A 21501-nucleotide genomic window follows, 5' to 3' on the forward strand; every position below is an offset into this window, starting at 1 on the left:
ACACCCTTGCCTCTGGCTAACACTTCCCCTTGCCGGGTGTGTAGAGGACTTTCACCTCCAAGTCACCAGCGTGGCCACCACAGCCAAACTGGTTGCGCTTACGCGCAACGCGCCATGCCTGGCGCACAAGCAAAACGCCGCACAGGTTCACTGTGCGGCGCAGGGTCCTACTTTTTGATGATGTTGTGTTCCGGGCCATACGGGAACTTGGTGATGTTTTCCCCACCCTGTTCGTTGACAATCAGGATGTCGTGTTCACGATACCCGCCGGCACCCGGAAGGCCCTCGGGCAGCATGATCATCGGTTCAATGGACACCACCATCCCTGGCTCCAGCACCGTGTCGATGTCTTCGCGCAATTCCAGCCCGGCTTCGCGCCCGTAGTAATGGCTCAGCGTACCGAAGGAGTGGCCGTAGCCGAAGGTGCGGTATTGCAGCAGATCGTGTTCCAGGAAGATCTCGTTCAATTGCAGCGCGATATCGCAGCAGCGCATGCCTGGTTTGATCAACTTCAACCCGGCCTCGTGCACTTTGACGTTAACCTCCCATAAACGCAGATGCTCGTCGGAGCAGTGATCCAGGAACAATGTACGTTCCAGTGCGGTGTAGTAACCGGCAATCATCGGGAAGCAGTTAAGGCTGAGGATGTCACCCTTGTTGACCTTGCGCGACGTGACCGGGTTATGTGCACCATCGGTGTTGATACCGGACTGGAACCAGGTCCAGGTGTCCATCAGTTCGGAATCCGGGAAAGTGCGGGCAATTTCGCGCACCATCGCCTGAGTGGCATGCAGGGCTACTTCGTATTCTGGCACCTGATCACGCAAGGCTTCGACTATGGCCGCACCGCCGATGTCCGCGATGCGCGCGCCATGACGGATGATCGCGTGTTCTTCGGCGGACTTGATCATGCGCATACGCATGCACGGTGCGGCGATATCCACCAGCTCAGCCTGCGGATAGCGGCTGGCGAGTTTGTCGCGATTGAGCAAGTTCAGATGGTCGAATTCGATGCCGATGCGCCCGGCCTTGGGCAAGGCCTGCTGGATCGCGACGAAGTAATTGTCGCGCTGCCAGTCGGTGTAGACGATGTTTTCAGTGCCGACGGTACGGCGCCATGGCTGACCGCCATCAATGTTGGCGCTGATGGTCACGGCGCTGTCCTGGGTCACGACCAGCGCGTACTGACGCCCGAAGGAGCAGTACAGGAAATCGCTGTAGTAGTTGATGTTGTGATAAGACGTGAAGACTGCCGCGTCGATATTGTTCTGCGCCAGATAAGCCCGCAATTTGGACTGGCGGTTGGCATATTCCTGAGCCGAGAACGTCGGGTTCACTTTTTCGCCGTTCTTGATCTGGATGGTTTTCGGCATTTGCATGTCATTTATCCTTGTCATTGATTGAGCAACAGAAGGCGCCAATCTGGCGGGCCGCTGAAGATCATTCGAACAGATGCAAGATGAGGTTTTTTGCGCGAATCCGACCTGTAGTTGGTCATACCCGCTGTTTGCGAATGTGGTCCCCGAGCCCCCCGGCAGAAACAAAAATGCCCCCGGCAAGCGCGGTAAAAGCCGCTTGGCGGGGGCATTGGCAAAGGATAACGCAGTCAGTGCGCGAGCGCGCTTGCTCGCGATGTGGCCGCTGCACTCACCATTGCTACCCGCTGATTCTGCGCCTTCGTGAGCAAGCTCGCGCCCATATGATCGCGAGGGTGTGCTCCGAAGTATTGGCGATAGCAGCGGAAGAAATGTTGCACCGAGACGAAACCGCACTCCCCGGCGACATCTGACAAAGCATGTTCACCGGCCCGCAACAACTGGCGCGCCTGTTGCAGCCGCAAGTCCAGGTAGTGTCGGGACGGCGAACAACCCAGACTGCGCTTGAACAGCCGTTCCAGATGTCGCCGGGAAATGCCCATGGTGTCGGCCAGTTCGTCGATACCCAGCGTTCGGCGCAAATGCTCGTTCATCAATGCCAGTGTTGCTTGAAGCTTTTCCGGGGCGTCATGCAGGGGAAGTAGCGGCCGGGCCTGGCGTGCTGCATGTTTTTCCATCCGCAGTATCAGACCACGACCGTGGGTCCGGGCGAGAAGCTCGTGCATCAACCCTTGAACGGCCTGCGGGCCGACGCAGGTCAGACGTTGGCGATCGACACAGAACGGTGCTGCTACCGGCGTCAACTCGCGCAAAGCAGCAAAGGTCAGTGATGGGGTGGGCTCCGGCAAGCTGCAGCGGAAACCATCCAGCGCGCCAATCTGCGCCAGCAGCCAACCGGCCTTACCCAACGCCCCCAGGCTGATCGGTTGCCTCGCCCAGTGGTTCAGCTGCTGGAGCAAGTCTGGATATTCAGTTTGAAGATGCAGGTTATCTCCACCGCAGAGGATTAATACATCGAACATTTGTGCCTGATCCAGTCGTGCAGTGGCGGTTGCGATGCCGTTGCTGGCGTTCAGTTGCTGTCCGTCCAGGCTAAGCATTTGCCATTGGCAAACATTGCACCCCGCCAACTGATTGGCTTGGCACAATGGCTCCAGCGCATTGGCAAGGGCATACAAATCGAAGGCTTCCATCAACCAGAAACCAATACGCAGCACCGGCGGTTGTGGCCGGCCAGATTCGGTCAGTTGCAGCATGTTCCACTCCCCCGTTGGTCAAGGTAACTCAGCACTCGATGGAGCTGACCGCCAGCCCGCCACGGGAGGTCTCTTTGTATTTGTCATGCATGTCGGCACCGGTATCGCGCATGGTGCGGATGACCCGGTCAAGAGAAATGAAATGTGTGCCGTCACCGCGCAAAGCCATTTGCGCAGCATTGATCGCTTTCACCGCCGCGATGGCGTTGCGCTCAATGCACGGTACCTGCACCAGGCCCCCGACGGGATCGCAGGTCAGTCCGAGGTTGTGTTCAAGGCCAATTTCCGCAGCGTTTTCCACTTGCTCGGGACTGGCTCCGAGGATTTCCGCCAAGCCCGCAGCAGCCATTGCGCAAGCCGAGCCGACTTCGCCCTGACACCCCACTTCCGCTCCGGAAATCGAAGCGTTGCGTTTGCACAGAATGCCCACCGCGGCAGCAGCGAGGAAATAGTCCACGACGTCGCTGTCCTTGGCCTCGGGGCAGAACTTCATGTAGTACTGCAATACCGCCGGAATAATCCCTGCCGCTCCGTTCGTGGGGGCGGTCACCATGCGCCCGCCGGCAGCGTTTTCTTCATTGACTGCCAGGGCGAACAGATTCACCCACTCCATAGCGCTCAAGGTCGATCCGATGACATTGGGTTTGCCGATTTCCAGCAGGCTGCGGTGCAGACGCGCCGCGCGGCGCTGCACATTCAATCCTCCGGGCAAGACACCTTCATGCCGCAGGCCCGCGTCCACGCAAGTGCGCATCGCCTGCCAGATCTGCGCCAGCCCGTGGCGGATGTCTTCTTCGCTGCGCCATACCCGCTCATTCGCCAGCATCAGCTGGGAAATACGTAGCCCATGGGCCTTGCACTGACTCAACATCTGCGCGGCCGTGCCGAAGTCGTAGGGCAGTTCGCTCTGATCCCGATCGAGCTGGCCACTGGCGGCTTGCTGTTGATCTACGACAAAGCCACCGCCGATGGAGTAGTAGGTTTCGCACAACAGCGGTTGATCCTCGGCAAATGCGCTCAAGGTCATGGCGTTGGGATGGTATGACAGGTTTTCATCCAGCAGTCGCATGTCCCGCTGCCAGATAAAAGGCACACGGAACTCGGCGGCCAATAGCAGGTATTGCGTCTCGCGCAGATCCAGCAAGCGTGGCTCGATCAGCAGCGGGTCGACTTTATCCGGCCACTCCCCCATCAACCCCATGATCACCGCTTTATCGGTGCCATGGCCGATACCCGTGGCCGACAGCGAACCATACAACCGCACTTCGATACGCTGCACTTGCGCCAGCATTTCCCGTTCGCGCAAGGCCTCGACAAACAGAGCCCCGGCACGCATCGGGCCGACAGTATGGGAGCTGGAGGGGCCAACACCAATCTTGAACAAGTCAAAAACACTGATAGCCATCGTCGATCTCCGCGCCGCTTCAAAGGTGTCAGGAATTCACCCGATTGTCGGCGTCAGGAATCATCAAGGCGTGTCAGATATCGACTCCTAAGTGCTCGTCACTACCAATGGCGAGCTGGATGTGTTGCTCGCACTAGCCTTGCAGACAAACTTACCTGAACTGACCCTCAATTTTTTCCACCACGCTGCGCATCGCCGGCAGGTAGCGTCGAACAGCCTCCTCAACGGGCATGGCCTTTGCGATGTAGACCAAATTCAGGCAGCCCATCACCTGCTCCTCGTGCATGACCGGGATCGCAATGGCAGCGATCTTGCGTTCCTCTCCCCAATGGGCGTTATTTTCGCCATAACCCTTGCTGAGTGTGTGCTCCACTAATCGCTCGACAAACCGGCTATCCGCGGCAAACGCCGATTGTTCGTCTTCGCGACTGATCATCAACTCAATCAACTCTTCTCGCTCCGCAGGTCGACAGTAGGCAAAGTACGCGCGCCCGGTGGCGGTCATTAGCAAAGGTAAGCGGCGTCCGACCATTGAACGGTGAAACGACAAGCGACTGAAGCGATGCGTGGTCTCGCGAATCACCATGGCATCGCCGTCCAAAGTGCACAGGTCGGTCGGCCAGACGACCTCCTGGAGTAACTCGCCGAGCAGCGGTGCGGCAATCGAAGAAATCCATTGCTCATCGCGAAAGCCTTCACTGAGTTCTCGTACTTTCAGGGTCAGCTGATAGCTGTCGTCCGACTCGCTGCGCCGCACATACCCCTCGGCCTGCAAGGTCTCCAGCAAGCGCCGAACCGTGGTGCGATGCAGGCCGCTCTGCTCGGCCAGTTGCGCCGTACTGGCCCCGCCGTCGAAGCGGTTCAAACTGTTGATCAGAGCCAGACCGCGCATCAGTCCGCGCACGGCCTTGTATTCTGTTTCGCTCATGGATTACTCCATTTTTGTTGTAAATCAATAATGTGCACCTAGTGCACACTAGCAAGGGTTGTCGTTGTCCACCAGCCTCGTGATTTCCATACTGCGCCCAACAAGAAATCCAAAAGCGCTGTACGGAGATACCCATGAGTTCTGCACCCACTCCTTCCACATTGGAACTGACCACCGACGTTGCCATTGTCGGCGCCGGCCCTGTCGGCTTGATGATTGCCAATTACCTGGGGCAATGTGGCGTGAACGTTACCCTGGTGGAAAAGCTCGACAGCCTGATCGACTATCCCCGCGCCATCGGCCTGGACGACGAAAGCCTGCGTACCTTCCAGGCGGTCCGACTGGCCGACGCCGTGCTGCCGCACACCACCCCGTGGCATGCCATGCGCTTCCTGACGCCAAAGGGTCGTTGCTTTGCCGATATCCAGCCGAAAACCGACGAGTTCGGTTGGTCGCGTCGCAATGCCTTCATTCAGCCCCTGGCCGACCGCGTACTGTTCGAAGGCTTGCAGCGTTTTGACAACGTCAAAGTGCTGTTCAGCCGTGAGCTCGACAGTTTCGAACAAAGCGCCAGCGCTGTGGTGCTCAACCTCAAGGATCAGAACGGCCGCAGCGAACGCCTGCACGCCCGCTACCTGATCGGTTGCGACGGCGGCAACAGTCTGGTGCGCCGCAACCTGAACATTAGCTTCGAAGGCAAGACCGCGCCGAATCAATGGATCGTCGTCGACATAGCCAATGACCCACTAAGCACGCCGCATGTTTACCTGTGCTGCGACCCGGTACGCCCTTACGTTTCCGCCGCCCTGCCCCATGGCGTGCGTCGGTTCGAATTCATGGTCATGCCCGGCGAGACGGAGGTCGAGCTGAGCAAACCGGAAAACATGCGCAAGCTGTTGGGCAAAGTACTGCCGAACCCGGACAACATCGAGCTGATCCGCAGCCGCGTCTACACCCACAACGCGCGCCTGGCCGGCCAATTCCGTCAGGGCCGGGTGCTGCTGGCCGGCGATGCCGCCCACATCATGCCGGTCTGGCAAGGCCAGGGTTACAACAGTGGCATGCGTGACGCCTCCAACCTGGCGTGGAAACTGTCACTGGTGATCAAAGGCCTGGCCGCCGACAGCCTGCTCGACAGCTACGAACAGGAGCGTCGCGACCATGCCAAGGCGATGATTGACCTGTCCGTGCTCGCCGGCCACGTGCTGGCGCCACCAAAGCGCTGGCAAGGCACCCTGCGTGACGGCGTGTCGTGGTTGCTCAATTACGTGCCGCCGGTCAAACGCTACTTCCTGGAAATGCGCTTCAAGCCAATGCCGCAATACAGCCAGGGCGCCTTGATCGTACCGAGCGAAAAGTCCTCACCGGTGGGTAAGATGTTCATCCAGCCTCGGGTTCTGACCGAAGCCGGAGATACGGTGTTGCTCGATGAAGTGATCGGCGAGCACTTCGCTATCATCGCCTGGGGCTGCGACCCGACCTGGGGTCTGACGGCCGCGCAGATCGAGCAATGGCAAGCGCTGGGTACCCGGTTTATCCAGGTGCTGCCGGACGTTCAGCTCAAGGCCGCCAGTGACGTCAGTTCAGGTGTGATCCGCGTCGGTGACAGCACCGGTCGCCTCAAGGACTGGTTCGCCCGCGGTTCGGCGTCCATCGCCCTGGTGCGTCCGGACCGTTTCCTCGCCGGGCTGGCCATCCCGCAAACCGTCGGCCAGGCCTGCGATCAATTGGCCTTGGCGCTCAAGGCACTGCCACAACCTGCCGCGACGATTGTTGCCAGCAAGGTGGCTTGAGATGAGCGCATATCTGCACTGTATGTCGCACACACCACTGGTGGGCTACGTCGACCCGACGCCTGAGGTGCTGGCCGAGGTCGATGCAATGATCGCCGAGGCCCGCGAGCGCATCGCCCGCTTCGACCCGGAGCTGATCGTGCTGTTCGGCCCCGACCACTACAACGGCTTTTTCTACGACGTGATGCCGGCCTTCTGCATTGGCATGGCCGCCGACGCCATTGGCGATTTCGACACGGCTGCCGGTGCGCTGGACGTGCCCAAGGCACTGGCTGAAGCCTGTGCCCAAAGCGTGCTGGATGCCGGTGTCGATACCGCGGTGTCCTACCGCATGCAAGTCGACCACGCATTCGCCCAGCCGCTGGAACTGCTGCTCGGTGGTCTGCAAGGCTGCCCGGTGATTCCGGTGTTCATCAACTCGGTCGCCGTGCCATTGCCCGGTTTCAAACGTGCCCGTCTGCTCGGGGAAGCCATCGGTCACTGGGCGATGTCGCTGAACAAGCGCGTGCTGTTTCTGGCCTCCGGTGGTTTGTCCCATCAACCCCCGGTGCCGGAGTTGGCCAGGGTCGATGCGCGGATGGCCGACCGCCTGTTGGGCAGCGGTCGCCAATTGCCGGCTGTTGAACGCCAGGCGCGTCAGCAGCGGGTCATTCAGGCAGCCCGCGACTTCGTCGAAGACCAAAACAGCCTGCACCCGCTCAACCCGATGTGGGATCAGCAGTTTCTCGACAGCCTGGAACAGGGTCGCCTGAGCGACCTCGATTCGCTGGGTAATGACGAGCTGTCGGCCCTGGCCGGCAAGTCCACCCACGAAGTGAAAACCTGGATCGCCGCGTTCGCTGCGTTGTCCGCCTTCGGCCCTTATCAGAGCGAAGGCCGTTACTACCGCCCGATTCCCGAGTGGATCGCAGGCTTCGCTGCCCTTGGCGCCCGGCCGCTGAACAACAACCACTGATTCCAAGGAACTGCCATGACTGCCACTGCATTCACCGAAGCATCCACCAGCCGCTTTGTGCATATCAAAGAAGGCGAACTGGATCTGCAACTGCATTACAACGACATTGGCCACAACCCTGAAAACCCGAGCGCCGAAACCGTGGTCATGCTCCACGGTTCCGGCCCTGGCGCCAGCGGCTGGGCCAACTTCCACCGCAACATCGAGCCGTTAGTGTCTGCCGGTTACCGCGTGATCCTGATGGACTGCCCGGGCTGGAGCAAAAGTGACCCGATCGTTTGCAGTGGTTCACGTTCGGACCTCAACGCAAAGGCTCTTAAGGGGCTGGTCGATGCACTGGACCTCAACCTTGTGCACATCATCGGCAACTCCATGGGTGGCCACAGCACCGTGGCCTTCGCCCTCGCCTACCCGGAACGTGTCGGCAAACTGGTATTGATGGGAGGTGGCACCGGTGGCCCAAGCGCCTTCGTCCCGCAGCCGACCGAAGGCATCAAACTGATTGGCGCGTTGTACCGCGAACCGACCATCGAGAACCTGAAGAAGATGATGAACGTCTTCGTTTTCGATGCCAGCAGCATGACCGACGAACTGTTCCAGACGCGCCTGGACAACATCCTCGCGCGCCGCGATCACCTGGAAAACTTCGTCAAGAGCAGCACCCTCAATCCCAAGCAATTCCCGGATTTCAGCCACCGCCTGCACGAAATCAAAGCCCAGACCCTGATCGTCTGGGGCCGCGAAGACCGCTTCGTGCCCATGGACACCGGTTTGCGCCTGCTGGCTGGCCTGCCCGACGCACAACTGCACGTGTTCAACCGCTGCGGCCACTGGGCCCAGTGGGAACACGCCGAGACCTACAACCGCATGGTCCTGGACTTCCTGACCCACTGATGACCGAGGCCAACATGATGCCTATTCAAGACACGCTGGAGCAGCTCGCCGCCGATCTGCGCCAGGCCGAAGCGCGCAACGAAGCCATCGCGCCATTGCGTGAGCAAATCGGCGAAGACAATGCCGAGGCCGCCTACACCATCCAGCGGCTCAACGTCGCCCACGGCGTGGCCGGTGGCCGGCGCGTGGTCGGACGCAAGATCGGCCTGACCAACCCCAAGGTGCAACAACAACTGGGCGTCGATCAGCCGGACTTCGGCACGCTGTTCGCCGACATGTGTTACGGCGATAACGAAACCGTGCCATTGAGCCGTGTGCTGCAACCGAAGATCGAAGCCGAAATCGCGCTGATTCTGGAACGCGATCTGCCCCGTGCAGACACCACGTTTGCCGACGTCATGGCGGCAGTCGGTTGGGTCTTGCCGGCGCTGGAAATCGTCGGCAGTCGCGTGCAGGGCTGGAACATCCGCTTCGTCGATACCGTGGCCGACAACGCCTCCAGCGGCTGTTTCGTGCTTGGCGGCCCGGTCCGCCGTCTCGATGGCGTGGACCTGCGACAGGCCGGCATGCGCATGACCCGCAATGGCGAAGAAGCCTCCAGCGGCAGCGGCGCCGAATGCCTCGGTCATCCACTCAATGCCGCCGTGTGGCTGGCCCGAACCATGGCGCGTCTGGGCGATCCCTTGCGGGCCGGCGACATCATTCTGACCGGGGCACTCGGGCCGATGGTGGCGGTGGCGGCGGGCGATCGATTCGAGGCCGAGATCGAAGGCATCGGTCGAGTCGGTGTTCAGTTCAGCGCCGAGTGATCGGCGACTTGCGTGCAAATGAGGCAACAACAATGAACAAACTCAAAGTCGCCATCATCGGTTCCGGCAACATCGGCACCGACTTGATGATCAAGATCCTGCGTAACGCCAAACACCTGGAAATGGCGGTCATGGTCGGCATCGACCCGGCCTCCGACGGTCTGGCCCGCGCCCAGCGCATGGGCGTGGCCGTGACCCACGAAGGTGTTGAAGGCCTGAGCCGCATGGATGTGTTCAATGACATCGACTTCGTCTTCGACGCGACCTCGGCCGGTGCCCACGTCAAGAACGATGCGTTCCTGCGCTCAATCAAACCTGGCATCCGCCTGATCGACCTGACGCCTGCGGCCATCGGCCCGTACTGCGTGCCGGTAGTCAATCTGGAGCAGAACCTCGCTCAGCTCAACGTCAACATGGTCACTTGCGGTGGCCAGGCGACGATTCCGATGGTGGCGGCGGTGTCGCGCGTGGCCAAGGTGCATTACGCCGAAATCGTCGCCTCCATTGCGAGCAAATCCGCCGGTCCCGGCACCCGCGCCAACATCGACGAGTTCACCGAAACCACCTCCAAGGCCATTGAGGTGATCGGCGGCGCAGCCAAGGGCAAGGCGATCATCGTGATGAACCCGGCCGAGCCACCGCTGATGATGCGCGACACGGTGTTCGTGTTGTCCGAGGCGGCGGACCAGGCGCTGGTCGAAGCCTCGATTGTCGAGATGGCGGCCGCCGTGCAGGCCTATGTGCCGGGCTATCGCCTGAAGCAGAAGGTGCAGTTCGACGTGATTCCCGAAGACGCGCCGCTGAACATCCCAGGCCTGGGTAAATTCTCCGGCCTGAAGACCTCGGTGTTCCTCGAAGTCGAAGGCGCCGCTCACTACCTGCCAGCCTACGCCGGCAACCTCGACATCATGACCTCCGCGGCCTTGGCCACCGCCGAGCGCATGGCGCAGTCGATGCAACAAGCCTGAGGAGATCATCATGAACGGCAAAAAACTCTACATCTCCGACGTCACCCTGCGCGATGGCAGCCACGCTGTCCGTCATCAGTACTCGATCCAGAACGTGCAGGACATCGCTCGTGCGCTGGACAAGGCCAAGGTCGACTCGATCGAAGTCGCCCACGGTGACGGTCTGCAAGGCTCGAGTTTCAACTACGGCTTCGCCGCGCATACCGATCTGGAATGGATCGAAGCCGCTGCTGACGTGATCAGTCACGCGAAAATCACTACGTTGCTTTTGCCCGGCATCGGCACGGTGCATGACCTCAAAGCGGCCTACAACGCCGGGGCGCGGGTGGTGCGCATCGCCACCCATTGCACCGAGGCGGATGTGTCGAAACAGCACATCGAATACGCCCGCGAGCTGGGTATGGACACCGTCGGCTTCCTGATGATGAGCCATATGATTCCAGCCGAGCAGTTGGCCGCCCAGGCCAAGTTGATGGAGAGTTATGGCGCGACCTGCGTGTACATGGCCGACTCCGGCGGGGCGATGAACATGCGGGATGTGCGGGATCGATTCCGCGCCTTCAAAGCGGTGCTCAAACCAGAAACCGAGACTGGCATGCACGCCCACCACAACCTGTCGCTCGGCGTGGCCAATTCGATTACCGCCGTCGAAGAAGGTTGCGACCGTATCGATGCCAGCCTCGCCGGCATGGGGGCTGGTGCCGGTAACGCGCCGCTGGAAGTGTTCATCGCCGCCGCCGAGCGCCTGGGCTGGAATCACGGCACCGACCTCTACACCTTGCTCGATGCCGCCGATGACATCGTCCGTCCGCTGCAAGACCGGCCGGTGCGGGTCGACCGTGAAACCCTGGCACTGGGTTATGCAGGTGTCTACTCGAGCTTCCTGCGTCACGCCGAAATCGCCGCTGCCAAGTACGGCCTCAAGACTCTCGACATCCTCGTGGAGCTGGGCAACCGGCGCATGGTGGGCGGCCAGGAAGACATGATCGTTGATGTGGCGCTGGACCTGCTCAAGCGCTGATACCAAGCACCACACCGACTGGTCGCCCACGCAGCGGCCGGTCGGCTCTGTTTTGCCCATTACAACAATAAAACGGGTATTGCCCATGACATCGCTCAACCTGACAGCACCGCTGCACATGACACGGACCATCAGTCTGTGTTTCCTCGTCGCCCTGATGGAAGGCCTTGACCTGCAAGCCTCGGGGATCGCCGCACAAGGGATGGCGGCCGCTTTTCAACTGGATAAGTTACACATGGGGTGGGTCTTCAGCGCCGGGATTTTCGGCCTGCTGCCCGGTGCCTTCCTCGGAGGATTATTGGCTGACCGCATCGGCCGCAAACGCGTGCTGATGGCGTCGGTAGCCCTGTTCGGGTTGTTCTCGCTGGTCACCACTATGGCCTGGGATTTCAACAGTCTGCTGGTTGCGCGCTGCCTCACGGGCGTGGGCCTGGGTGCTGCTTTGCCCAACCTGATCGCCCTGACAAGTGAAGTGGCTGGCCCGCGCTTGCGTGGCACTGCCGTGAGCCTGATGTATTGCGGTGTGCCATTGGGGGCCGCTTTAGCGGCCAGCATTGGCATCGCCGACCTGGTCGGTGGCTGGAAGGTGGTGTTCTACGTCGGTGGCGTCGTGCCGCTGTTGATCGTGCCACTGCTGGGATTTTATTTGCCGGAGTCGGCGGTGTTTCGCAGCATCAAGGACACGGCGCCTGTCGGTGTGGTCCAGGGCTTGTTCCGCCAAGGTGCCGCACTTCCAACTGCAATGATATGGGTCAGCTACTTCTTTACGCTGATGGTGGTGTACATCCTGATCAACTGGTTGCCCAGCTTGTTGGTTGGCCAGGGTTTCAGCGCTCGCCAGGCCAGTTGGGTGATGCTGGCGCTGCAGTTTGGCGCGGCAATCGGCACGTTGCTGCTGGGCTGGGCGATGGATCGCCTCCCGGCGTGGGCACTGTCCGCGCTGATCTACGTTGGCATTCTCGCGTCGTTGACCGCTCTGGGCCTGGCCAGTCAGTGGGAGAGCATGCTGGCCGCCGGTTTCGTCGCCGGTTTTTTCGCCACTGGCGGGCAGTGCGTGCTGTATGCCCTGGCACCGCATTTTTATCGCCCGTCGGTGCGCGCCACCGGCGTTGGTAGCGCAGTCGCCATCGGCCGCCTGGGTGCAATGAGCGGCCCGTTGGTGGCCGGCAAGATGCTTGCTCTGGGGACCGGCACGACCGGCGTGATGTTGGCCTCGGCACCAGGGATTGTTATCGCGGCGCTGGCGATGTTTTACCTGTCGATACGCCGCAACGGCTCCCAAGCCGACTGACTTCCTACCCGTACTCCCCGCTCCGCGATGGCGCGGGTTTACCCCTACAACAATAAAAGTGAACACTGCCATGCTCAGGAATTCTCTTGGAGCGCTCAGCGCCTGCACCTGCGTTTTGTCCATTGGCCAGGCTTGTGCCAGCGGTTTCGTCGACGACAGTCACGCCGATCTGGTGATGCGAAACTATTACTTCGATCGCAACTATGTGAACGCCACGCCGCAGGCTGCAGCCCGCGAGTGGGCACAAGGCTTCATCCTCAATATGCGCTCGGGCTATACCGAGGGGCCAGTCGGCTTCGGCCTGGACGCCCAAGGTTTACTCGGTGTGCGCCTTGACTCTTCGCCTGATCGCACGGGGACCGGCCTGCTGCCGTACAACCCCACCACCCGCGAGCCGGCCAATGAATATTCGGAGTTGGGCCTGACGGGCAAGGTCCGGGCGTCGAAAAGCGAATTGCAGCTGGGCACTATCAGCACCTTCCTGCCGATTGCCTTTGCCAGCCCTACCCGCTTGCTGCCGCAGACCTTCCGCGGCGCATACCTCAAGTCCCAGGAAATCGACAACCTGACCCTGCATGTCGGCTGGCTCGATCGCATCAACCTGCGCGACTCCACCAATTACCAGAAAATGTCGGTGGCCTCGCCCAACGGACGCTTCAATGGCGCCGCCGAGTCCGACCGTTTTACCTTCCTCGGCGGCGACTACGCCTGGTCACCACAACTGACACTGAAGTACTACCACGCCGAACTCGCTGACCTGTACCGCAAGGACTTCTACGGCGTTGTCGACAATCGGCCAATGGGGCCTGGCAGTCTGAAAAGCGATTTTCGCCTGTTCGCCACTGGCGAGGACGGCGCGGCCAAGGCTGGCCCCGTGGACAACCGCAATGCGGCACTGATGCTGACGTATGCGTTGGGCGCCCACAAATTCGGTGCCGGCTACATGCAACTGACCGGCAAGACCGCCATGCCCTACCTGTTCGGCACCGAGCCTTTAGTCATCACCGAAGGCACGCTCAGCTCCGAGTTTCTTAACCCCAAGGAGCGCAGTTGGCAGGTGCGTTATGACTACAATTTCGTAGCCATCGGCTTGCCAGGGCTCAACGGTATGCTGCGCTACGTGAGCGGCGACAATATCGAGCTGGCCAAGTTGGGAGGCTCCAACCTGAAAGAGAGCGAGAAGGATATCGAGGTTTCCTACGTGCTGCAGGGCACTCCCCTGAAGGGCTTGGCCCTGCGCGTGCGCAACGCCTGGTACCGCAACGACTTCACCGCCCAGGCCAGCCATCGGGATGACAATGAGCTGCGGCTGAACGTCGATTACACATGGAAGTTATGGTGAGCTCCCGAACACTGATCAGGAGTGTTTTGAAAGCGGCCAGCTTGGGCGGTGAAGCCTGAGGTGAGTTCACGCTAGGCTCCGGCAATCCTGGCGTAAACAATAAGAGATGCAATCGCCATCTTTATACGACAAAGCCCTGAGTATTCAGGGTTTTGTCGTATAAAGATTTCGAAAAATATGTCAGCCCATACTTGCGCCCATATCCAGGATGAAAATTCATTTTCGACCAACGGAATCTTGGAAAATGAACCTTTCAAAGCAACAGCGCCGTAACGTCGCCTTGCTGGCCAAGTTAACCGACAAGGCGGACGAAGAATGCCCCGCCTTGATCTTCAACCAAGCGCCCAACGACAGCAAAGCCAAGAGTTTGTGGTTCCTGCATGGGATCGAGTACCCGGAGGACTACCGGGACTGTTGAGCGTCGAGCCGACCGCACTGTGAGGCGAGGCCTGGAAGCGTCCTGTTGCATGTCCATCTACACAGTCCGCCTTGCAGCCGGGAGAGGAGGACAGCGAATGTCTCTTCAAGCCGAGAGCTACACAAATACGCCTCTCAGATGGCAGCGCTACCAAGATCCAAGATATCCGTGGGAGTAAATGTGGGAGTAATTTTGTAGGCATGAAAAAGCCCAACCTGAAAAGATTGGGATAAATCATTGAAAAATATGGTCGGAACGGAGTGATTCGAACACTCGACCCCTAGCACCCCCATTTCAAGTGCTCAACGACCGACACCAGTTCCTATACCCTGCTGCACCCGACTTACTTTGAGAACACCACGGTCCTAGGCTGAACCGTGAACGGCAGTGCCCCCCAAAGAGGCGTAAGATGAAAGCCAGAGCAGGTGCAGGAACATCCAATTTGGTGACAATGGAAAAATTTCTAGCCACCCTCAAGAATACGCGCTGATACGAATGGGGCGTTGACTGTGGAAAGGCCAACCAGACTAGTAAGAAATCCCGGATCGCGATTTCCCATCCATCGCGTGCGACAGGGGGCAAAACCGGGGGCAAATTTACGATCCTGCTGCCTGTAAAGCCCAGGTAGAGCCTTGATGAAATGTTCTTTGGGACATTTTGACCTTCTGCAGTACCTCGACCGTTTCACGCCCTCCCACCAACGAGCACCCGGGTGACAACGAGGGACTCGCCGAACGCAGTAAAATCAGTGGCAAGCCCCGCCAGCACTCGAAGATGGAATATCAGTTCGAGCCCAGGCCCCCCCTGCAGACAATCCGCGCGGTAAACTCGAAATTATCCATATTGAGCCCATCGATTGGCGAACGACCTTTTAGTCGCTCATGAGGTTTACAAAGAGCGCCATAAAGCCTCCATGCATCCGCATCCGGAGACCGAATCAGGACCGCGAGAACCAACTTGTGCCGCAATGGATCAAGCTGCCAATCGGGAATGCGCTGACCGCGATTACCCAGGCTCAGGGACAGCAGGCGCCGAGCCTTGATATCGCGATTGATCTGATCGCGAGATTTGCCTGCCAGCCTGGCGAAAACCAGCAGCGGCAAGTTACTCGAATCCTCATAGGTGGCTAGCATCTCGGTGCGCTGGCGTTGGATGTCGGACACGTGAGATTTGCGCGGCTTTTCAGTCCGGATTGGAACGGGTATGACAGGCAACTGGTGGGGCACGATGAGGGCCGGCTCGCTGCGGACTAACACCTTGGACGCCGGGACGGTCGCTGCCGAAAAGTTGCCGCTGAACAGAACAGCATTTGCGTTAGCGTTTTCCAGCGAGGGCAGCGAAGCTGCACCCTCTAAACGGATCGTGAGCGGAGAGCTGGCTGCCTTCGGCTGCCCCTGCCCCCAAAGGTCCAATCTATTCGCCCAGTCCTGCATCATGGTCCGGCGCTGCTCGACGTATTCCGCGTGATTGTAGGCCGCACTCACCTTGTCTGGATCTGCATGAGAAAGCTGGGCGTCCACCCACACCTTCGGATATCCGATCTCGTTCAGCGCCGTCGAGATCGTAGCCCTCATACCATGACCGGTAAGTTGGTCGGCATAACCCATTCGGCGCAGCGCTCCATTCAGGGTGTTTTCGCTAATGCGCTTAGTCAGGTCGCTCCGGTGCGCGAATAAGTAACGTTGTGCAGGGAGAACCTGGTCCAGCAAGTGACGCACTATTTCAAGCGCCTGTACCGACAACGGGACGATATAAGGAGGTATGTCTTGAGCCTGCTTCCCTGGTTTACGCATCACTATCTGGAGTTGCTTCACGACCTCTGGCGGAATGATCCATAGCCGCCGCTCCAGATCGAACTGATCGGGTGTCGCCAAGCGCAGCTCGCCCGTGCGGACGCCGGTCAGCAACAGAAGTCGAAGGCCAAACCGTGTTTGGCTTGTCCCCCGAGAGCCGCGAAGTACAGCCATCAATGCGGGTAGCTCGTCCATACGTAAAAATGGATTGTGTGCAACCGGGGGCTTGGGGAGTGCGACAACATCGAGGTCTGAAGCCGGATTGTGTTCCAGCCCCTCTACCTTCACCAGCGCATATCGGAACAATTGATTGAACCAGGTCCGACATTTTTCGGCTGTCGTTAAGGCCTTGCGCTGTTCGATCCTGCTCAGCAAATCCAGCAAATCGTGACGATTGATATCGTAGATGGACCGCCCACCAAGTGAAGGCAGGATGTCTTTATTGAAGATCTCAAGACTTGCGAGAGTGTGCTCTGGCGGCCTTCCTTCAGGCTCAGCCGGCGGAACTCGACCCACTGATTGAACACCGCCTCGAAGGTATGCTCTGCCGCGCTACGAACAGCACGGCGTTGCTGTTTACGGTGCTCATAGGGGAAACGCCAGATTTTTCCGCCGTGGGCCGTCACATTGAGCGCAAGCCCATCCGTGTCGCCTAGCGAGTAATCATTACCGGTAATTCGGGCTTGCCGAACGGTCGTATCCGAGAGTGCCATCGCGAGCTCCTGAACAGAGTCAGGGCCAGATGCTCATCTCGCTAGCCAAGCTGCTCCAGCAAAAAACCGATTCAGTGCGCGTCCAAATTCAAGCCTCCCATTCGGGACTTAAATCGGGACTTAAAAACACTGGATAGTGCTGGATTTCAGTGGTTCCCGCCGGAACGAAAAAAGGACCCGAAGGTCCTGATTTCAGTCACTTACAGAATTCAGTGGAACTCTGCAGCGCAATATTTGGAGCGGGAAACGAGACTCGTATCCAGTGTCCTACTCATTGAAATCTAAGGGGTTTATTTTCTTTCCGAAGCAGGAAAAGACTTAATTCTGGACTTGTTTTTGATGGGCATCAAGGGCAAGAAGAAAATTCCAAACTAGTCCCACACCTCTCGATTCAATCGACGTGTTTATCAGCCAACGCCACACACACCACCCGAAGCTCTGATGGATTCACCGGTCACCCAATCCGAGTTTAACTCTTCGTGGGTAGGTTTCCATTCCGAACCGCTTGGATCATGGGACGCGATTATCCAATAGCGTGCATAGATGCTTGCAATTTCATACGATGTTTTGGGGCAGTGGCAGGCATACAGTAGTTGGTAGAGCTAATCACCGACCGACAACGTCATTTTGCGAAGGAGCATTTTCATGGTTGTGAAAGCCATGGCGCCTACGCCGATGAACTATGTCGGGCATTCAGGTTGGCAGAGCAATCTCAACTACATGTAAGGCAAGCACATGCAATTGACACAGGAATGGGACAAAACCTTCGCCAAGAGCGACAAGGTGGACCATAAGAAGATCACCTTCACGAACCGCTATGGCATCCCCCTGGCGGGCGACCTGTACCAACCGAAGAACACCAGTGGAACGCTGGCGGCTCTCGTCGTCTGTGGCCCATTCGGCGCAGTGAAGGAGCAGTCCTCCGGACTCTATGCGCAAACCATGGCCGAGCGTGGTTTTGTCACGCTGGCCTTCGATCCGTCCTACACAGGGGAAAGCGGCGGTGAGCCGCGTAACGTCGCCTCGCCAGACATCAACACCGAGGATGTAAGCGCCGCAGTTGATGCTCTTGGCCTGCAAACCTCCGTTGATCGTGAACGGATTGGCGTCATTGGCATCTGCGGTTGGGGCGGCTTGGCCCTGAATGCTGTGGCCTTGGACAAGCGCGTCAAGGCGGTTGTTGCCAGCACCATGTACGACATGACCCGCGTCATGTCCAAGGGCTACAACGACAGCGTGACCCTCGAACAGCGCACGCAAGGGCTCGAACAACTGGGCGCACAACGTTGGGTCGACGCGGAAAATGGTGCCCCTGCTTACCAGCCGCCCTACAACGAACTGAAGGGTGGTGAAGCGCAGTTCCTGGTCGATTACCACGATTATTACAGCACGTCGCGTGGGTACCATCCGCGCGCAGTCAACTCGGGCAACTCATGGACGATCACTACACCGCTTTCGTTCATGAACATGCCGATCCTGACCTACATCGCGGAAATTTCTCCGCGCCCAGTCTTGTTCATCCATGGTGAAAACGCCCACTCGCGCTACTTCAGCGAAACCGCTTACGCGGCCGCGGCGCAGCCGAAGGAGCTGATGATCATTCCACAGGCCAATCACACCGATCTGTACGACCGTGTGGACGTGATTCCTTTCGACAAACTGACGACCTTCTTCACGCAACACCTGGCCCCGGCGGCACGCGCCGCTTGACGTCTTGAGGCAGTCGCATCCAGGCGGACAATGCGCCTGGATGCGACTGAATGGGATGGCGCGCCCTACGGTGTGGACTCATGCCACTCAACACCTTTGACTTTCCCCTGTGGGGACCGCAACCAAAACTGGCGATAGACCGTTCACTGAGCGGCGTCTTCGCCATGTCGCTGCGCGGATCGCGCTCGAAACCTCCGGATTCACGCGCATGCGCTGCAAGGCGACCGATTCATTTTCCGCATTGCAAGGAGAACAATATGGATAGCGAAAACGTTGACGTCGGCACGGGCGGCCCTCTCACTTCTCTTGGCACTGCAAGCCGCAGTCATTCCTGGCGTCGGCGGGCCATGCAACAGCTTGGAATACCGCTGCTTCTATTTGCTCTTTGCGGCGGCCATCACGCCCACGCGGCCAGCACTGCGCAGCCCGCAGCCGTCGCGCCCGATGCCAATCAACCCCCCAGGAGATCGGAAGAACTACGCATGTGGATGACCGTCGGCGAACGCCGCTTCGCCATCACCTTGGCCGACAACGAGGCCACTCGCGCATTCGCCGCCACGCTGCCGCTGACGCTGGACATGGAGGAACTCAACGGCAACGAGAAGAAGAAAGAACTGCCTGACGCGCTGCCCACCAGTGAGAGCCGGCCCGGCACGATCCGCAATGGAGACCTTATGCTTTGGGGATCGCGCACCGTGGTCATCTTTTATCAGACCTTCGATTCAACTTACTCCTACACCCGTCTGGGCCGCGTGGACGATCCGACTGGCCTGGCCCAGGCGCTGGGTCGTGGTGATGTAAGCGTAGTGTTCTCTCGGAACTAGCGTGCGCTGACAGCATGATTCTATGAAAACACCTGATCCTGAGAAGCCAGACATAGCCCTTCTGACACCTATGAACAGGCGCTCAAGATCGACCTTAAGTACCGTTTCGTCATCTGCTGCGTTTCCCTCGCAGCTTGAACCTGGAGAGACATCATGATCAAAGACAAAGTTGTCATCATCACCGGCGCGTCGTCCGGAATCGGCGAGGCAACCGCCAAGCTGCTCGCTAGCAAAGGCGCCAAAATCGTGCTCGGCGCACGACGCGAAGACAAACTCAAGCAGATCGCAGACGAAATTCGCCAGAACGGCGGCCAGGTGACCTATCACACGCTGGACGTAACGAAACAAGACGAAAACGACCGCATCGTCCAATTGGCCAAAGAAAAATTCGGCCGTGTGGACGTCATTTTCCTGAATGCGGGACTGATGCCGAACTCGCCGCTGTCCACCCTGAAGACCGAAGACTGGCACCAGATGATCGATGTCAACGTGAAAGGTGTTTTGAATGGCGTATCGGCCGTGCTGCCCGAGTTCCTGGCACAGAAGTCCGGTCACGTCATCACCACCTCGTCGGTGGCGGGGCTCAAGGCCTATCCGGGCGGTGCCGTTTACGGCGGGACGAAGTGGTTCGTGCGCGACTTCATGGAAGTCTTGCGCATGGAGTCCGCCATGGAGGGCAATAACATTCGCACCGCGACGATCTACCCGGCCGCAGTCAACACTGAACTATTGGCGACAATCAGCGATAAGCAGGCGCTAGACCAGATGCAGGACATCTATGACAAGTACGGCATTTCTCCAGACCGGATCGCCAACGTTGTCGCCTTCGCAATCGACCAGCCTGATGACACGACCATCAACGAGTTCACGGTTGGGCCCGCGAACCAGCCTTGGTGAGGAATTGCAACCACTCAAGGTCCTACACCAATCCGGGCCTGTCCAGCCCACCACTGCCCTGATAAGGAGCTCTCATGAAGACCGTACTACTAGGATCAACCGACACTCGGGTTCCCAACGTCGTCGCGGGCATGATGCGCATCGCCGGCAGCACCGATGACCAGATCCGCGCGCTCTACACCACGGCGCGCGAATCGGGCGTCAATTTTTTTGATCACGCCGACCTCTACGGATTCAACCATCCCGGCGGTGGCCCGCATCTGTGCGAACGCCGGTTCGGCGAGGCGCTGCGACTCAGCAGCGCTGAGCGCGAGCAGATCTTCCTCCAGTCCAAGACCAGTATCGTGGACGACCCGTGGCACTACGATCAGTCCTACGAGCACATCGTGGCGTCGGCCGAGAGGTCGCTGAAAGCGCTGGGTACCGACTATCTGGATGTGCTATTGCTGCACCGTCCCGACGCACTCGTGGAGCCGGAAGAAGTCGCCCGCGCATTCGACCATCTGGAGTCCACAGGAAAGGTCCGAGCATTCGGAGTTTCCAACCATACGCCCCGTCAAATCGATCTGCTCAAGACCGCCGTGACCCAACCGATCCTGGCCAACCAGGTCCAGCTCTCGGTGACGCATTCGACGATCGTCGCCCAAGGCCTGTCGTCGAACATGACCGGATTCGACGACTCAATCACTCGTGACGGTGGCGGCATCGTCGACTACGCGCGGATCAACAAGATCACGCTGCAGGCGTGGTCTCCGTTTCAGAAAACATTTCAGGATGGGGTGTTCTTCGACTCTCCCGACTATCCGGTACTTAACGCTGAACTCAAACGACTCGCTGCGCAGTACGACGTCACTCCGACCGCGATCGCTACAGCCTGGATCACCCGTCATCCCGCCGGCATCCAAGTAGTACTGGGTACCACGAGACCTGAGCGCCTCGTCGAGGCAGCCGCGGGCTCAAATATCCCGCTCACCCGCCCCGAATGGTACGGGCTTATCCGAGCGGCTGGTCACAACGTCCCCTGAACGTTCCCCGGCGCCGAGAGTGGCGCCCGCCTCTCTGATGGCTGACCAATTCCCCTGCTAGTCCCGCGGTTCAGTTAACACTC

At 59.2% G+C, this 21501-nt stretch carries 17 protein-coding genes and 1 pseudogene; 13 read left to right on the forward strand and 5 right to left on the reverse strand.

Annotation, left to right across the window (positions count from 1 at the left end; translation table 11 throughout):
• Positions 1-167: 167 nt before the first annotated feature.
• The 4 genes from ACN1C3_RS09490 to ACN1C3_RS09505 all read right to left on the reverse strand — a co-directional run bounded on the left by ACN1C3_RS09490 (position 168) and on the right by ACN1C3_RS09505 (position 4965).
• On the reverse strand, positions 168-1379 hold the full coding sequence (locus tag ACN1C3_RS09490; RefSeq protein WP_419115563.1) for a M24 family metallopeptidase: 1212 nt from the start codon (positions 1377-1379) through the stop codon (positions 168-170).
• A gap of 227 nt (positions 1380-1606) precedes the next feature.
• Positions 1607-2632 carry a GlxA family transcriptional regulator gene (locus ACN1C3_RS09495; protein WP_419115564.1) on the reverse strand — a complete coding sequence of 342 codons (1026 nt, stop codon included), beginning with the start codon at positions 2630-2632 and terminating at the stop codon, positions 1607-1609.
• Positions 2633-2660: 28 nt separating this feature from the next.
• Positions 2661-4037, reverse strand: a complete 1377-nt coding sequence (locus ACN1C3_RS09500) for an L-serine ammonia-lyase (protein WP_419115565.1) — start codon at positions 4035-4037, stop codon at positions 2661-2663.
• A 151-nt stretch (positions 4038-4188) separates the two neighbouring features.
• The gene (locus ACN1C3_RS09505) at positions 4189-4965 is read right to left on the reverse strand and encodes a DNA-binding transcriptional regulator (protein ID WP_419115566.1); all 777 of its coding nucleotides are present in this window, start codon (positions 4963-4965) and stop codon (positions 4189-4191) included.
• 134 nt (positions 4966-5099) lie between these two features.
• Between ACN1C3_RS09505 and ACN1C3_RS09510 the strand changes: the two genes are divergently transcribed.
• From ACN1C3_RS09510 to ACN1C3_RS09550, 9 genes are all read left to right on the forward strand, one after another.
• Positions 5100-6758, forward strand: a complete 1659-nt coding sequence (locus ACN1C3_RS09510; protein WP_419115567.1) for a bifunctional 3-(3-hydroxy-phenyl)propionate/3-hydroxycinnamic acid hydroxylase — start codon at positions 5100-5102, stop codon at positions 6756-6758.
• Position 6759: 1 nt separating this feature from the next.
• Positions 6760-7713: a 3-carboxyethylcatechol 2,3-dioxygenase gene (mhpB, locus tag ACN1C3_RS09515; protein WP_419115568.1), complete on the forward strand. Its 954-nt coding sequence runs from the start codon at positions 6760-6762 to the stop codon at positions 7711-7713.
• Positions 7714-7728: 15 nt separating this feature from the next.
• Positions 7729-8607: an alpha/beta fold hydrolase gene (locus ACN1C3_RS09520; protein ID WP_419115569.1), complete on the forward strand. Its 879-nt coding sequence runs from the start codon at positions 7729-7731 to the stop codon at positions 8605-8607.
• Positions 8608-8621: 14 nt separating this feature from the next.
• A complete protein-coding gene (gene mhpD / locus ACN1C3_RS09525; RefSeq protein ID WP_419115570.1) occupies positions 8622-9416 on the forward strand; it encodes a 2-keto-4-pentenoate hydratase in 795 nt (264 codons plus the stop codon).
• A 32-nt stretch (positions 9417-9448) separates the two neighbouring features.
• Positions 9449-10384 carry an acetaldehyde dehydrogenase (acetylating) gene (locus ACN1C3_RS09530; RefSeq protein ID WP_419115571.1) on the forward strand — a complete coding sequence of 312 codons (936 nt, stop codon included), beginning with the start codon at positions 9449-9451 and terminating at the stop codon, positions 10382-10384.
• 10 nt (positions 10385-10394) lie between these two features.
• On the forward strand, positions 10395-11405 hold the full coding sequence (dmpG, locus tag ACN1C3_RS09535) for a 4-hydroxy-2-oxovalerate aldolase (protein WP_419115572.1): 1011 nt from the start codon (positions 10395-10397) through the stop codon (positions 11403-11405).
• An 85-nt stretch (positions 11406-11490) separates the two neighbouring features.
• Positions 11491-12696: a 3-(3-hydroxy-phenyl)propionate transporter MhpT gene (mhpT, locus tag ACN1C3_RS09540; RefSeq protein WP_419115573.1), complete on the forward strand. Its 1206-nt coding sequence runs from the start codon at positions 11491-11493 to the stop codon at positions 12694-12696.
• 70 nt (positions 12697-12766) lie between these two features.
• A complete protein-coding gene (locus ACN1C3_RS09545; RefSeq protein WP_419115574.1) occupies positions 12767-14038 on the forward strand; it encodes an OprD family porin in 1272 nt (423 codons plus the stop codon).
• 244 nt (positions 14039-14282) lie between these two features.
• Positions 14283-14456: a hypothetical protein gene (locus ACN1C3_RS09550; protein WP_419115575.1), complete on the forward strand. Its 174-nt coding sequence runs from the start codon at positions 14283-14285 to the stop codon at positions 14454-14456.
• Positions 14457-15238: 782 nt separating this feature from the next.
• Here ACN1C3_RS09550 and ACN1C3_RS09555 read toward each other — a convergent pair.
• Positions 15239-16962, reverse strand: a pseudogene (locus ACN1C3_RS09555) (tyrosine-type recombinase/integrase).
• A 735-nt stretch (positions 16963-17697) separates the two neighbouring features.
• Here ACN1C3_RS09555 and ACN1C3_RS09560 point away from each other — a divergent pair.
• The 4 genes from ACN1C3_RS09560 (at position 17698) to ACN1C3_RS09575 (ending at position 21418) form a co-directional block, all read left to right on the forward strand.
• Entirely contained in the window at positions 17698-18672 is a 975-nt protein-coding gene (locus ACN1C3_RS09560; protein WP_419115576.1) for an alpha/beta hydrolase, read from the forward strand.
• Between the two features lie 80 nt (positions 18673-18752).
• Positions 18753-19496: a cyclophilin-like fold protein gene (locus tag ACN1C3_RS09565; RefSeq protein WP_419115577.1), complete on the forward strand. Its 744-nt coding sequence runs from the start codon at positions 18753-18755 to the stop codon at positions 19494-19496.
• 153 nt (positions 19497-19649) lie between these two features.
• Positions 19650-20393, forward strand: a complete 744-nt coding sequence (locus ACN1C3_RS09570) for an SDR family oxidoreductase (RefSeq protein WP_419115578.1) — start codon at positions 19650-19652, stop codon at positions 20391-20393.
• Positions 20394-20467: 74 nt separating this feature from the next.
• On the forward strand, positions 20468-21418 hold the full coding sequence (locus tag ACN1C3_RS09575; RefSeq protein WP_419115579.1) for an aldo/keto reductase: 951 nt from the start codon (positions 20468-20470) through the stop codon (positions 21416-21418).
• Positions 21419-21501 lie beyond the last annotated feature (83 nt).

The sequence above is a fragment of the Pseudomonas sp. H11T01 genome (assembly GCF_048515765.1).
Classification (GTDB): domain Bacteria; phylum Pseudomonadota; class Gammaproteobacteria; order Pseudomonadales; family Pseudomonadaceae; genus Aquipseudomonas.